Below are 12,899 nucleotides of genomic sequence, written 5' to 3'. Positions count from 1 at the left end.
CGGTTCCAATTCGGAACGGTACCGCCATGCGCCAAACTGCGCCGCACGTCACATCGGCCTCAGGCACTGAGCGAGCGCTCTTCGGCGGCGTCGTTCCAGGAGGTGGCGGCGGCGGGGGGAATAAAGGACATGGCGCGCTCGGCCAGCGCCGTGATGGTCAGGCTAGGATTGACGCCAAGGTTGGCCGCCACCACCGAGCCGTCGCAGACATACATGTTGCGGTAGCCGAACACGCGATGGCGATGGTCCAACACGCCGCGGTCAGGGGAGGCGGCAATGACGCAGCCGCCGATGCAGTGTGCCGTACCGGGCACGTCGAACAGGATTTCGGGCAACATGCTCATGGCGGCGCCGCCGGTGAGGCGCGCGAATTTCTCCGCGAACTGGTTGGCGCCAGGAATGTAGGTGGGCACTTTGTCGCCGCGGCTGACGAGAAACTTCCGAAACGGCCAGAACCAGGGCCTCTCCCAGCGCATTTCGATGTGCCCGTCCAGCGCCTGCATGCAGAGGAGAATGACGGACTCGCGAGCCCATCCCCAGGGCCGAAACAGGCGCAGGGATTGGAGGGGGTGGCGGAGCAGGGTGCGCGCGAAATTGGCCAGCCAAAGCAAAATCCGGCCGCGCCCGGGGCGGCCGCCAGTGAGAATCGTCGCCAGCAGGCTCATGGCATCGGAGCCGCTGGGATAGCGCACCGCCTCGACGTGCGTATGCTCGTCGATATAGATCCCCGAGCCGATCGCGACCCCCTTCGACAGATCGTCCTGGCACCCGGGGATGCGCACTCCAATCAGCGATTCAGAATTGGTGCGCACGTGCTTGCCGAGCTGATGGCTGATCGCGGGCAGCGAGCCTAGTTCCCGCAGGCGAAAGAGCAGTTCCATGGTGCCGAGCGAGGAGGCGGAGAAAACCACGCCGCGGCAGGTGAACCGTTGCGGCCGCCGGCTCAACCAGGCCGTCGACTTGACGGTGCGTACTTCATAGCCAGCGCTGCCGTCGGCGGCGTCAGCGAGCGGTTTCACGTCCACCACCATGGTTTCCGGGAAAATTCGCGTGCCGCGTTGTTCGGCTAGATAAAGGTAGTTCAAGTCGAGGGTGTTCTTAGCGCCGTGGCGGCAACCCATCATGCAGCCGCCGCACGCCCTGCAGGTGGTCCGCTCCGGTCCTTCTCCGCCGAAATACGGATCGGGAACGGTGGTGCCGCCCGGCTCGCCCTCCGCCGCCTGGAAAATCCCCACGCTGGTGCGGTAAAAGGTATGGCCGACACCCACCTCCTCGGCCACTCGCTTCAGCAGATGATCGGCAGGCCCGAGAATCTTGTTCTCGGTCACGCCGAGCATGCGAGCGGCGGACTCGTAATGGCGCGGCATCTCCGACTTCCAATCGGCCAGGCCTTTCCAGGAGGCGTTGTCCCAGAACTTATCGGAAGGCCGCAGCAGAGTGCTGGCGTAGGTGATCGAGCCTCCGCCCACGGCGCAACCGTGCAGGATGGTTACGTGCCGAAAGTAGCGCATGCTGAAAAAGCCGCGCAGCGCCAGCTTGGGACTCCAGAACCAGCGATGGATCGACCAGCTTGTGCGCGGCAGGTTATCGGGCGTCCAGCGCCGGCCCATTTCCATGACCGCGACACGATAACCCTTCTCGGCCAGCCGCAAGGCACTCACACTGCCGCCAAAGCCAGAGCCGATGACGATGAAGTCGAAATCGAATTGGTTGCCGTGGCCGGTCATCTCAGCCGCACTATACGCTCAGTCAACGGGTTCATAGGCGAAACCGACGGATGCGGTCCTAGACTTTTCCCGTTGTGGCGCGCTATTGTCCGTCGTCGTTGTGGAGTTCGCACGTATGCGCAAGCTGAGCGAGGTCGAGGACGCCAAGGCGCTGATGAGCGAAGCCGTGGGGTGGTCGGTGGTCAAGTGGCTGAGAGAGAAAAAACGAGTGCGGAAGGCGGCCGATAAGGCCAACGCTGCGCTGGACGCGCTGGAAAAGGAAACCAAGGAATTGTGGGACGATGATCTCAAAGCAGCTTACCGTGAGTTGGCCCTATCGGCAAATGATCGCGCCAGAACACAAATCGAATCGGTAGAGACGAAAATAACGCCGCTCGCCAAGACGGTCAAGAAAGCCGATGACGCTGCGTACCGCGCGCACATGGACGCCGAGGACACTTTCGACGAAGCAGAGCGGCAATTAAGCACGCGCCTGGCGCGCGAAGGATCGCGCAGAGCGATTACCTCTTGGGAATTGCACGAAGCGGCGATCCGCAAGGCGGAGCAGGCCGCGTCACGTGGCACGGTAAAGTAACGGGCACCGGCATGCGGCGGAAGTCGCGCCCCTTCAAAACAAGGGTCCGATGGAGTTTTTCAGCAGCCTGGTAGTGGCGAAGGGCCAACGGCCAATGGCAAACCTTATGAGCGACCTCGCTTCCAAAGCTGCGGAGATCATGGCCAGAGTGCGCGCCACGAAACCGCTGGTGCACCACATCACGAATTTCGTGGTGATGAACGAAACCGCCAACATCACTCTATGCGCCGGCGCCTTGCCGGTGATGGCCCACGCCCGCCAGGAAGTGGAGGAGATGGCGGGCGCGGCGCACGCGTTGGTGCTGAACCTAGGAACGCTGTGGCCGGAGCAGGTGGATGCGATGTTGATCGCGGGGCGTCGCGCGAACGTGCGCGGCATTCCGATTGTTCTCGACCCGGTGGGCGCGGGCGCGACGCGGTTTCGCAGCGAGAGCTCGCACCGGCTGCTGGAACAGCTTGCGGTCTCGATTATGCGCGGGAATTTCGCGGAACTGGCCACCCTGGCCGGGTTTGAGGCGAAGATCAGAGGCGTGGAATCGGTCGGCACGTCCGCCGATCCCACGGCTGTGGCGGTCGCCTGCGCGCGCAAATTCCGCTGTGTGGCTGCCCTGACCGGCCGGATTGATATCGTCAGCGATGGCTACCGGGTGGCGCGCGTATCCAATGGGCACGAACTGATGGGCAGGGTCACCGGCACGGGCTGCATGTCAACCGCGGTGACGGCGGCGTACGCTGCGGTAGAAGCAGACTCGGTGGTTGCCGCGGCTGCAGCGCTGGCTGCCTTCGGCCTGGCGGGCGAGACTGCCGCTCAGGGCGCGCCCGGTCCCGGCACCTTTCACGTCCGCCTGTATGACGCCCTGGCGCAGATGACCGAGGAAGGTCTGCGCGCGGGGGCACGCATTGAGGTCGCCGGATGAGCGTGGACCTGCGCGTTTACGTCATCACCACGGCGCTGCCGCGACTGGGCCGCGACCACCTGGCGATTGTCGAGGCAGCGGTGCGCGGCGGCGCCACGGTCTTGCAATTCCGCGACAAGACCATGAACGACGCGGAGTTCACGTCCACGGCCACGAGCATCCTGCACGTCGCGCGCCAGGGCGAGATTCCGCTGATGGTAAACGATCGCGTGGAAATCGCGGTTGCGATCGGGGCCGCGGGCGTGCACGTGGGACGGGGCGACGCCAGCGCGCGCGACCTGCGGCGCTGCCTGCCGGCAGGGATGATCATTGGCGCTTCGGCAACAAGCTACGAGGAAGCCCTGGCAGCCGCCGATGACCGCGCCGACTACCTCGGGGTGGGACCAATCTTCCCCACCGGCAGCAAAGCCGACGCCACGCCGCCCATCGGAGTGCATGAGCTGGCTAGAATCTGCCGCGCGGTGAAACTGCCCGTGGTCGCCATCGGCGGCATTACTCAGAAGAACCTGCGGCAGGTCATCGAAGCGGGTGCACAAGGCGCAGCCGTGATTGCGGCGGTTGCGGAAGCGCCCGACATGGTGGAAGCAACCGCGGAATTGAGGAGCATTTGGGATTCCTTTCCCGCTCCCCATGCGGTGCCCGACAAAAAAATCGGCGCCCGCTAGCCGGAGCCAGGCGAGCGCCGAAAATAGCAATGGTTCAGCAACGGCGCGTCAGTGACCGTGATCGTGATCGTGATCACCTTCCACGATCTCGCGGGCCTCGCCGGTGAGTTGCAGGATGTCCGCTCCGCCGCCCACGCGGTCGACGATATAGATCAGACCCCTATCGTCAACCTCCGCATTGTCGCTGGAAACGTCCAACAAGCTCTGCACCACGCCATTGATGGTCACATTGGTTGGGATCGTATTTGGGGTGACATTGGGAATGAAGAACGCCACATCGTGCGGGTGATAGGGATCGCGGATGTCCCAAACGCGCACACCGCCGTCAAAGTTGGCGATGACCAACAATTTGCCGTAGAACGGCGCATAGAACGACTCGTTGGTGGAATGCGTGCCGAAGCGTGTGCCGCGAGTGCAAAAGTCAGGTCTTGCCGAGTCTTCCTGAACTTGCATCGTTGAGATCACCATCGGGTGATTCTCTCCAGCCGAGGCTGCACCCTTTCCCACGGCCCTGGTCGCATCGACGAGATATCCGAAGTGCGGCGATCCCTGGCAATAGTTGTCGGTTTCCTCTGAGATGAGCGCAACCAAATCACGAGTCGTATTGCTGGTGAACCCTTGGAAGTGCGTCAAGGGCACACCAAAGATCGGGAACGACGTGTGCGCGCCCTCGGTGGGTGTCATATCCATCGATCCAACGACGAGCGCACGCAGGTCGTCGTCGGTCGGACTCTGCGGCCGTAATCCATCCCACGTGCCACCAAGGGACATCGGGAGCACTTTGAGGCGGTCGACGATCTGCATCACGCCATTCGACGACGTTCCATAGGGGATGTAAATCCGGTTCACTGGCTCGCCGGTCGCCGGATTGTTTTTGATCGAGATCGGCCCGTGCACACCGGAGGTCGCCGTGTGAACCGACGAGCCGGGATTCTGACCGACCAAGCCGATATCGCGGATATACGCGGGATTGGCGGGGTCCCTGAGATCGTAGACCTTGATGTGCTGGTTGGTCGTCCAGCCGTCGGGGGCGGCGGACGCAGCGCCGGCACCAGCAACGATATATGCAATCCCGGTATCGCACTCCCACCAGTTCTTGTGGGTGTTGGTGAAAAAAGCACCGGGAGCCGGCTGGATGACGGAAAGCCGCGTCGCATTAGCCGGATCGGTGACGTCCCAGACCTCGTGAGTGTTGCTGGTATTGCGCAGCATGTAATAGGAGCCGGCCTGACCGATCACGCCGCCGTCACAGACGCGAACCATCTGCGAGCCATTGGAGGGAAGGAAGTTCACTTGCTTCGGATTGTGAGGGTTGGTAACGTCGACGATGGTGGTGCCGCCGTTCGGCAGCCCGGCCTTGGTCGTGCCGCCGAAGTGACCGACGAAGAGATAAACTTTCCCGTTGATGGTGTGAAGCGTCGGCTGATACGCGGTGCGGCCCTGCAAATCAGCGTGTCCGAGCCGCCGCATGTTGTAGCTAACCGGAAAAGCGTCGTTCGGCGGAGCCGCCCATGCGGCCAAGCTAAATGCGGCCAATCCGAGCGCCACGATTGCCCCTGCGAGGTGCCGTGTAACACTTCTCCTTCTGCGTTGCTGCGCCATGACGGGTTCTCCTTTATTGAGAAAAAGTGGTGTTGACGCGGTAGTCGCAAGTTGCGAAATCAGACATATCGCGCTGCGATAGGTTGTTAGTTGCCTGGTGGCTGATTGCAAAGAAATGAGTCGCATCGCTGCCCTCTCCTTCAGCACTAGTCTTGTGCGTGACACGCAGGTGCGTGACACGTTATTAACTGGCCCAAGAATTGATGGAACAAACGAATGCGGACAACGAGTCTGCGCCACCACCCCACCGTGCTGGCGCAGGATGCAAAAATTTGCGGGAGGCAATCTAAAATTCTGCTGACGCTCTGTCAAGGGCCAATATCGTAAAGATTTGTAAGCCGGGAGCGCCAAATCGCGCCACCCTGAGGCAGGATTGCGCTGATATTGGTGTGGGATTGCGGATCAAGGGGTGCAAGTGCCCTTGCGGCAGCAAGGATGACGGACCGGCTTCAGGAAATTGAAATATGGCGGAGAGAGAGGGATTCGAACCCTCGATACAGTTTCCCGTATACACGCTTTCCAAGCGTGCGCCTTCAGCCGCTCGGCCATCTCTCCGCAGACACCAGGAAGGCGGGACGCTCTTATTTTAGCGTACCCCACGCGACCGCGCCGGACTGCGGAATTACAGAATTGCCGAACTGCGGAATTGGACCGCCACGAAGGCTGCGAGCGTGCGAGCGGACTCAATCCGGTAATCCCGCAATTCCGCAGTTCAGCAAAGCTCGATCTTTATTTCTTCTCGCCCAACTGCTGCGCCAGGTAATTCTGGATGCCCATTTCCTTGATCACGTGTAGTTGGCCTTCGAGCCAGTCGATGTGGTGCTCTTCGTCGACCAGAATCTGCTTGAGCAGTTCGCGGGAGCCGTTGTCGTTGGCCGCCTCGCAGGTCTTGATGCCGTCGTTCAGCCGCTTGACCGCGTCGTACTCCAGTTGCAGGTCGTTCTTGAGCTGCTGCTCAATGGTGGGGCCGATGTTGATCTTGAAGTAGTCGCTCATGTTGGGAGTGCCGTCCAGGTACAGGATGCGCTCAATGAGCTTTTCGGCGTGCGTCATTTCCTCGATGGATTCCTTGCGCGTGGATTCCGCCAGCTTGTAGTAAGTCCAGTTCTCACACATCTCGGCGTGCAGGAAATACTGGTTGATGGCGGTCAGCTCCGCCTTCAGGACTTCCTGCAGCACGGCGATTACTTTGGAGTCGCCTTTCATGATGCCTCCGTTCGCTCAGCAACACATGAAGATGGCCGGATTGAACTGCAAACAGCGGATTCTAGCAGATGGCGGCGCGCGCGAAATGGAAGCTTATGGGGACATGCAGCCGGGACCAGGATGGGAATGCCGGAGGAATGGGCCCGGGAAATGCTAACTACTGCTCGGCCACCGCCGTGCTGCCGGGGGCAGCGCTGGCGGCGGTCTCGGTTGCGTCGGATGCGCCGTTAGGCTTGTCCATGAGGCGGTGATGGATGCAGTAGAGCGCCAGTTCCAAGCGGTCGGAGACGCCCAGCTTGTCGTAGATTTTGCGCAGGTAGTTCTTGATCACCTGCTCGCTGGTCTTGACCTCGACCGCAATTTCCTTGTTGCGCATGCCCTGCGACACGCAGGAAACGACCAGCATTTCCTTTGGGCTGAGGCGGTTTTTCGGACGCGGCGAGGTGAGCAGAGTGGCCTGGGAGCGATAGGCCTCGATGATCCAGTTCACGCCCCGGTTGTCGAGCCAGATTTCGCCCTCCGCCACCTTGCGGACGCTGCGCACCAGCAGGTCGGGCGCGATGGCACGAGTCACGATGCCGCAAACGCCGCGGCGCAGGTATTCCACAGTTTGCTCGGCATCGGTCTCGCTGGCAATGACGACGATCTTGATCCCCGGAGCGCGCTTGAGCACCTCGGAAGCTGCTTCGGGAGCATGGGGAGAGAGGCGCGACTCAAACAGGAGCAGGTCGGCGGGAAATTTGGCGACGGCGGAAAAGGTCTGTGCTAACGATTCCGCTTGCGCGACCACGCGCAGGTCGTCCTCGACGGCCAGCACTTTGCGGATGCCCACGCGAAAAATGGCTTGCGAGTCCGCAATGATGACACGGATGGGGTTGGCGCTTGCGGCCGAGACAGCTTGGGTTCCCGACTGCTGTTTGGCCAGGCTTCTGGCCATCGGTTGCCCCCAGGAATCTACTGACGACGCTCGAACCGGTATTCGTCGATCACGGCGGCTACGGCGCGGCGTTCGCCTTCGACACTACAACGTACTACACGTCCCAGACCGGTTACCAGTACATCGGAGGATGCGCCCAGAACGGCCGCCGGCAAGGAGATGGTAAACTCGATATTAGAGCCGACCATCATCTCCGATTCCAGATAAAACAAAACCCCGCCGGCTGAAATGTCCTGCGTTTCCGCGTGGTGTTCTTCGCCCGAGCTGGTAATCGCGATGGGAAGCTTTAACGGGAACCGCACTGCGGTTCGCATTTCTGTGCTTGTATCAGCTTTGCTCACGGGAATCGAAGTTACACCCCTTCTCCAGAGCCGCAAAGTTACCAAAGTGACAAGCAGAGCAGGAACCGATGAGGGTTACCAGCCGTGGGTCGGTGTAGCGGCATTGCAGCTAGAACCTGGTCACTTCCGTGAAATTAAAGCCGATCACCTTAATCGCCGACACCACCATGTCGAACGACACTTCTCCGCTGGCACGCACCGGCTGGGCCATTTCCTCGACGTTCGCCAGCATGTCGATCAGGCTCTGGTTGAAGCGGAAATTGCGTAGGCCGTGGCGCACCTTGCCGCCCTCGACGTAAAACGTGCCGTCGCGGGTCATGCCGGTCAGAATCTTCTCGTAGGGATCCACTTCGCGGATGTACCACAGGCGGGTGATGAGCACGCCGCGCTCGGTGTTGGCCACCATCTGTTCGACCGTCTTGGGTTGCGGGGGAGGCGCGAAGACGATGTTGAGCGGGATCTCGCCGATCTCGTTGGGCAGGGGCAGGCCGTGCCCGGTGACCTCGACCGGACCCACCTTCGCCGCATGCCGCGATTTTCTCATTCTCTCCGCCGTGCCGCGGGCGTAGACGAGCCGCTTGGGCACGCCGTTCTCGACCAATGCCACGCGCTGCCGGCGCACACCTTCGCCGTCGAACGGCGGCCCCGACTGCAGCGGGTGATAGACGTCGTCGAAGATGGTCACGTTGTTGCCAAACAACTGCGTGGCGATGCGGTTGTTCAGAAACGAGCGCTCATCCAGGATGGCTTGCCCGCCCCAATCCCAGAACATGAAACCGCACAAGTCCAGTACCGCCGCGGGCTCGAGAATCGCGGTGTACTTGCCGGGCGCCAGTTCTTGCGGGGCAGCGGATTCGCGGGCCTTGCGCGCCGCGATCTCCGCCAGCGCGACCGGATTCAGGTTGCGCACGTCGGGCGAGTTCGCCTTCTGCCAGCCGGAGGAATCCTGGGCCAGCATGGTCACGGAAATCTCGGCCGAGGTCTGGGTGTGATAGGCGCACAGCCCGCGCGAGTTCAGCACCGCTTCCACCGATTCCGACGTGGCATAGATTCCAGCCGTGGTCAGGTTTTCGCGCTGGGCGATTTGCACGATCTTGGCCACGCCCTCGGCGCGAACGGCGGGCGTGATGCCGGCGGTTTCGAGGAAGGTGCGCCCCACCGCAGGGCCTTCGCTGAGCGCCTCAGGCCCGGCCACCGGCAGCAGGTCGGGGTCCTGGGCCTGCACGCGCGCCAGGTCTTCCGAGGCCTTCACGCAGCGGCGGATGCTCTCGTCGTCGAACCGGTTGGTGGTGGCGCGCGCGGTGCGGCCATCGAATACGGTGCGTACCGAGAGAACGTAATTCTCTTCGGCGACATTCTGGTGGATGGTGTTATTCGCGAAGCGGGTGAGGGCGTTGCGCCCGCCGGAGATGAGCAACTCAATTTCGTCCGCGGTGGCAAACTTTTTGACCCGGTCAAGGGTTTCTTGCGCTTTGTCTTTCGTGAGCATGTGCTAATCGTTCCGAGCAGCAGTTGGCATTTGGCCGTTGGCATCTGGCACATGACGATCCGCGTCCACTTTGAGGATTAAAGTAGTTAACTTCCGTCTCATGCTTCCTAACTCGCTGTTTAAGGGTCGGTATATTTCCTCGGTGATGAAGCTAAGATCGTGCGCAAGCAAGAGGTGGTAATCCAACTCACTCGCGGACCCGGATGCCATTTGTAGAAAGCGATGAAACTCGCCGTTACCTCTTCGGCCGCAGCCTTCAGCGATGTTCGCACCGATGGAAGCGCTGCAACGCCGGATCTGAGATGTCAGTCCGAAAAGCTCCTCCCGCGGGAACTTTGCCGTTATGCGGTATAGCTTCAACGTGATTTGATGAGCCAAGTTCCATACGTCGAGCTTCCTGTAGTCCTTCATCGTGGTCCTCCGCTGGGCGGACCACCAATCGTAACCGCCAAATGCCAATTGCCAAGTGCCAATTGCTACTGTCCTCGATATGCCGTTCCCACATCGACTGCGCGAAACCGCGCCGGACTCGCGCCATGACCGGTGCCCATCACTTGCTGCGGTTGTCCTTTCCCGCAATTGGGAGTCCCCCAGAGCGTCCAATGCTCTCGAGAGCAAATCGCATCCATCGAATTCCAGAACTCGGTCGTAATCCCGGAATAGGACGGGTTCTTCAACATGCGGCCGAGCTTGCCGCCGTTGATCTCCCACCCAATCTCGGTACCGAACTGAAAGTTGTAGCGCTTGTCGTCAATCGACCAGGAGCGGTTCGTCTGGAAAAAGATTCCGTGGTCGGTGGAAGCGATCAGTTCCTCCGGGCTCAGTTTCTTCTCGCCGGGCAGGATGCTGACGTTGGTCATGCGGATCATGGGCAGGCGATTCCAGCCTTCGCCACGCACGGTGCCGCCGGAGCGCTCCAGTCCGACCATGGCGGCGGTCTCGCGCGAGGTCAGATATCCGGTGAACAGGCCGTGGCTGATGATGGGCGTGCACTGCGCCGGGACACCCTCGTCGTCGTACATGAAGGTGCCGAGACCGGGACCGTGCTCGGGGCGCGCGTCGGCCACCACGTTCACCAGGTCGCTGCCATACTTGAGCTTGCGCAGCTTTTCGAGGGTCAGGAACGATGTGCCGGCAAAGTTGGCCTCCATGCCCAGGACGCGGTCGAGCTCGATGGGGTGGCCGATCGATTCGTGAATCTGCAGGCCGAGCTGGGAGGAGTCGAGGACGATGTCGAACTTCCCTTCCGGACACTGGTCGGCCCGGTGCAGCGCGGCACACTCTTCGGCGATGCGGCGCGCGTTCTCCAGCAACTTCAATTCGTGGATGAGCTCGTAGCCTCGGTCCTGCCACTGTCCGCCGAATGAAGTGGGAAAGGAGCGCTTCTGAATCTCCGAGCCGGCAAAGGAAAACGCCGCGTAACCGGCGCCGGTGGTGTACTTCACCTGGTGAATGTCAGCGCCGTCAGAGGAGTAATACCACTGCTCGTAGCGGCGGAAATTCATGTTGGCTTCCGCCAGCGTAATGCCGGGCACGGCGCGCAGCTCGGCGTCGATCTTCATCAGCAGCTCGAGGTTCTGCTCCACCGAGATGCTGAAGGGATCAATCTGGTACGGGCTGGCCCAGTCGTCGGTGTAGGGCTTCTCCGGCGCCAGGCGCACGTCGTGCTGCTTGACCCGGGCGGAGGCGCGCGCGATTTCGACCGCCTGGGCTGCGGTAAGCTCGACTCCCGGACGCGCGAGGTCCTCGGTGGCGGCGAAACCCCAAGCCCCATCAGCCAGCACGCGAATGCCGATGCCGAGGGACTGACTGTCGGCGGCGTGGCCGACCTTGCCGTTCTTGGTGGCAAGCCCGCGCTGGCGTTCGTCTACGATGCGGCAGTCGGCAAACTGCACGCCGCGCGCGTGGCATACGTTCAACGCCCAACCGGCAACTTCCTTCATGCTCATGACAAACAGACATGATAAATGAGGAAAGGGGGTAGCGGGTTGAAGCGGCGAAAATCGGCGATGAAGATCGTCAACCTGGAACAGGACATGCCGACGGTGCCGCTGGCGCTTTCGTTGCTGAACGACGCGCTGCGGCTCGCGCGCGAAGAAGGGTATGCGGCAGTGAAGATCATTCACGGGTATGGCTCTTCCGGGAGGGGCGGCGCGATCCGCATGGCCGTGCAAGCAGAGTTGATGCAGCGGGGGTGCGCGGGGGAGATTCGAGCGTTCATTGCCGGGGAAGAGTGGCGGATTTCGGATGAGCGCTCGTGGGCGCTGCTGCAGGCGCATCCGGAGTTGAAACCAGACTCCGACCTGGGCCGGGGGAATAAGGGCATTTCGATTGTGGTGCTGTGAAATGAGCAGCGAACACTTAAGGCAGTCGCGGGCGAGGGCACCCGCACCACTAATGGAGTGCTCTAGCGACGGGCGAGCGTAATGCCGGACGGCACGTGCACCTCGCCCTCGATGTTCCTCAGCTTCACCTGGCCTGATTCCTTAGTGCGCACATTCACGCTGCGGGCGCCGTCAACCACGATGTCACCGGAGGTATCGTCCAGAGTGAGCGCGCCGACCTGCGAGGCGCGAATCTGGCCGGAGGTGTCGTGGATGGAAACGTCGCCGCCAATCTGGCGGACTTCAATCTCGCCGGAGTCGTCGTCAATATGCACGCTGCCGTTCACGCCGGAGACGCGGATGTTGCCGCCCTTGTTGAGCAGGCGCGCCGAGCCGGCGTCATGGACTTCAAGGTTGCCGTCCGACGCGGTGACGTTGAGCTCGCCCACGCGCCGGAACTGAAGCTGGCCGGAGCGGCTGGCGATGGTGGTGGTGCCGGAAACATCCTGCACCCGCACATCGCCGGATTCCTTATCGATGTCGAGCGGCCCTTTCACGTGGCGCACGGCGAGAGTGCCGCTGCCGTCGTGGATCTCGACCGCGCCGGCCATGTCCGCGATCTCGATCTTTCCGGAGGTGTCGCGGACCTGCAACACCACCCCGGCCGGCAATACGACTTCAAAATCAATCGGGTACTCCGCGCGCATGTAGTTGCGCCACGAAGGCTCGATATAGGTGACGATCTTCAGCTCCGGCGTGCCGTCGCCGGTAACCTTGATGAGACGCTTGAGAATGCCTTGCTCGCCGAGCCTGAACAGCCAGTAGCGGTCAATGGAAACCTGCATGCGCACGGCGGTGGCGTCGGGATCGCCGCGAATCACGAGGTCGCCTTCTTGTACGTCAAAGGCGATGGAGCGCACGCCGGCGGTGGGCACCTCCATGCTGTAGGCGCGGCGCGAAGCGGCGAAGGACGCCGGCGCCAGCGCCAACAAGAGCAGCGCGACAGCAGCAATGTTCACGAGGATCTCCTGGTTCCCGAGGATGCGCAATCGCGGGTGAGGCGGCTACGCCAGGACCGATTGTTTCACATCTCGGTGCGAGAGCAAGGTAATCGGAGG

The 12,899-nt window shown here is 61.8% G+C and carries 13 protein-coding genes and 1 tRNA gene; 4 read left to right on the top strand and 10 right to left on the bottom strand.

Annotation, left to right across the window (positions count from 1 at the left end; all coding sequences use genetic code 11):
• Window positions 1–59: 59 nt before the first annotated feature.
• Window positions 60–1,727: a GMC family oxidoreductase gene (locus LAN64_00485; GenBank protein ID MBZ5566304.1), complete on the bottom strand. Its 1,668-nt coding sequence runs from the start codon at window positions 1,725–1,727 to the stop codon at window positions 60–62.
• Window positions 1,728–1,842: 115 nt separating this feature from the next.
• Here LAN64_00485 and LAN64_00480 point away from each other — a divergent pair, with 115 nt between their 5' ends.
• The 3 genes from LAN64_00480 (at window position 1,843) to thiE (ending at window position 3,882) form a co-directional block, all read left to right on the top strand.
• A complete protein-coding gene (locus tag LAN64_00480; protein ID MBZ5566303.1) occupies window positions 1,843–2,301 on the top strand; it encodes a hypothetical protein in 459 nt (152 codons plus the stop codon).
• Window positions 2,302–2,407: 106 nt separating this feature from the next.
• Window positions 2,408–3,217, top strand: coding sequence for a hydroxyethylthiazole kinase (gene thiM / locus LAN64_00475; protein MBZ5566302.1), 810 nt, complete (start codon window positions 2,408–2,410; stop codon window positions 3,215–3,217).
• Window positions 3,214–3,882, top strand: coding sequence for a thiamine phosphate synthase (thiE, locus tag LAN64_00470; protein ID MBZ5566301.1), 669 nt, complete (start codon window positions 3,214–3,216; stop codon window positions 3,880–3,882). The genes thiM and thiE overlap by 4 nt, the downstream gene beginning before the upstream one ends.
• A 48-nt stretch (window positions 3,883–3,930) precedes the next feature.
• Here thiE and LAN64_00465 read toward each other — a convergent pair whose 3' ends face one another.
• The 8 genes from LAN64_00465 to LAN64_00430 all read right to left on the bottom strand — a co-directional run bounded on the left by LAN64_00465 (window position 3,931) and on the right by LAN64_00430 (window position 11,400).
• A complete protein-coding gene (locus LAN64_00465; protein ID MBZ5566300.1) occupies window positions 3,931–5,484 on the bottom strand; it encodes a hypothetical protein in 1,554 nt (517 codons plus the stop codon).
• 465 nt (window positions 5,485–5,949) lie between these two features.
• Window positions 5,950–6,039, bottom strand: a tRNA-Ser gene (locus LAN64_00460).
• A gap of 174 nt (window positions 6,040–6,213) precedes the next feature.
• Window positions 6,214–6,690 (bottom strand): bacterioferritin, encoded by a 477-nt coding sequence (bfr, locus tag LAN64_00455; GenBank protein ID MBZ5566299.1) that lies wholly within the window; start codon window positions 6,688–6,690, stop codon window positions 6,214–6,216.
• A 157-nt stretch (window positions 6,691–6,847) separates the two neighbouring features.
• A complete protein-coding gene (locus LAN64_00450; protein MBZ5566298.1) occupies window positions 6,848–7,627 on the bottom strand; it encodes a response regulator transcription factor in 780 nt (259 codons plus the stop codon).
• Window positions 7,628–7,644: 17 nt separating this feature from the next.
• The gene (locus tag LAN64_00445; GenBank protein MBZ5566297.1) at window positions 7,645–7,941 is read right to left on the bottom strand and encodes a PilZ domain-containing protein; all 297 of its coding nucleotides are present in this window, start codon (window positions 7,939–7,941) and stop codon (window positions 7,645–7,647) included.
• A gap of 136 nt (window positions 7,942–8,077) precedes the next feature.
• Window positions 8,078–9,457 (bottom strand): TldD/PmbA family protein, encoded by a 1,380-nt coding sequence (locus LAN64_00440; GenBank protein ID MBZ5566296.1) that lies wholly within the window; start codon window positions 9,455–9,457, stop codon window positions 8,078–8,080.
• A gap of 3 nt (window positions 9,458–9,460) precedes the next feature.
• Window positions 9,461–9,868, bottom strand: coding sequence for a four helix bundle protein (locus LAN64_00435; protein ID MBZ5566295.1), 408 nt, complete (start codon window positions 9,866–9,868; stop codon window positions 9,461–9,463).
• 65 nt (window positions 9,869–9,933) lie between these two features.
• Window positions 9,934–11,400: a TldD/PmbA family protein gene (locus tag LAN64_00430; protein ID MBZ5566294.1), complete on the bottom strand. Its 1,467-nt coding sequence runs from the start codon at window positions 11,398–11,400 to the stop codon at window positions 9,934–9,936.
• A 66-nt stretch (window positions 11,401–11,466) separates the two neighbouring features.
• Between LAN64_00430 and LAN64_00425 the strand changes: the two genes are divergently transcribed.
• Entirely contained in the window at window positions 11,467–11,802 is a 336-nt protein-coding gene (locus tag LAN64_00425) for a Smr/MutS family protein (GenBank protein MBZ5566293.1), read from the top strand.
• A gap of 62 nt (window positions 11,803–11,864) precedes the next feature.
• On the opposite strand, the gene LAN64_00420 is transcribed toward LAN64_00425, so the two are convergent.
• The gene (locus LAN64_00420) at window positions 11,865–12,800 is read right to left on the bottom strand and encodes a DUF4097 domain-containing protein (protein ID MBZ5566292.1); all 936 of its coding nucleotides are present in this window, start codon (window positions 12,798–12,800) and stop codon (window positions 11,865–11,867) included.
• Between the last annotated feature and the right edge of the window lie 99 nt (window positions 12,801–12,899).

The sequence above is a fragment of the Terriglobia bacterium genome (assembly GCA_020073185.1).
In the GTDB taxonomy this organism is placed as follows: domain Bacteria; phylum Acidobacteriota; class Terriglobia; order Terriglobales; family Acidobacteriaceae; genus JAIQGF01.
The sequence above is the reverse complement of the archived record's forward strand: the minus strand, read 5'-3'. Positions and strand labels throughout refer to the sequence as shown.

What these genes read in the sequence shown, in the direction of transcription:
- LAN64_00485 (MBZ5566304.1), bottom strand. Translation starts at nt 1,727, where the DNA reads ATGACCGGCCACGGCAACCAATTCGATTTCGACTTCATCGTCATCGGC.
- LAN64_00480 (MBZ5566303.1), top strand. Translation starts at nt 1,843, where the DNA reads ATGCGCAAGCTGAGCGAGGTCGAGGACGCCAAGGCGCTGATGAGCGAA.
- thiM (MBZ5566302.1), top strand. Translation starts at nt 2,408, where the DNA reads ATGAGCGACCTCGCTTCCAAAGCTGCGGAGATCATGGCCAGAGTGCGC.
- thiE (MBZ5566301.1), top strand. Translation starts at nt 3,214, where the DNA reads ATGAGCGTGGACCTGCGCGTTTACGTCATCACCACGGCGCTGCCGCGA.
- LAN64_00465 (MBZ5566300.1), bottom strand. Translation starts at nt 5,484, where the DNA reads ATGGCGCAGCAACGCAGAAGGAGAAGTGTTACACGGCACCTCGCAGGG.
- bfr (MBZ5566299.1), bottom strand. Translation starts at nt 6,690, where the DNA reads ATGAAAGGCGACTCCAAAGTAATCGCCGTGCTGCAGGAAGTCCTGAAG.
- LAN64_00450 (MBZ5566298.1), bottom strand. Translation starts at nt 7,627, where the DNA reads ATGGCCAGAAGCCTGGCCAAACAGCAGTCGGGAACCCAAGCTGTCTCG.
- LAN64_00445 (MBZ5566297.1), bottom strand. Translation starts at nt 7,941, where the DNA reads ATGCGAACCGCAGTGCGGTTCCCGTTAAAGCTTCCCATCGCGATTACC.
- LAN64_00440 (MBZ5566296.1), bottom strand. Translation starts at nt 9,457, where the DNA reads ATGCTCACGAAAGACAAAGCGCAAGAAACCCTTGACCGGGTCAAAAAG.
- LAN64_00435 (MBZ5566295.1), bottom strand. Translation starts at nt 9,868, where the DNA reads ATGAAGGACTACAGGAAGCTCGACGTATGGAACTTGGCTCATCAAATC.
- LAN64_00430 (MBZ5566294.1), bottom strand. Translation starts at nt 11,400, where the DNA reads ATGAAGGAAGTTGCCGGTTGGGCGTTGAACGTATGCCACGCGCGCGGC.
- LAN64_00425 (MBZ5566293.1), top strand. Translation starts at nt 11,467, where the DNA reads ATGAAGATCGTCAACCTGGAACAGGACATGCCGACGGTGCCGCTGGCG.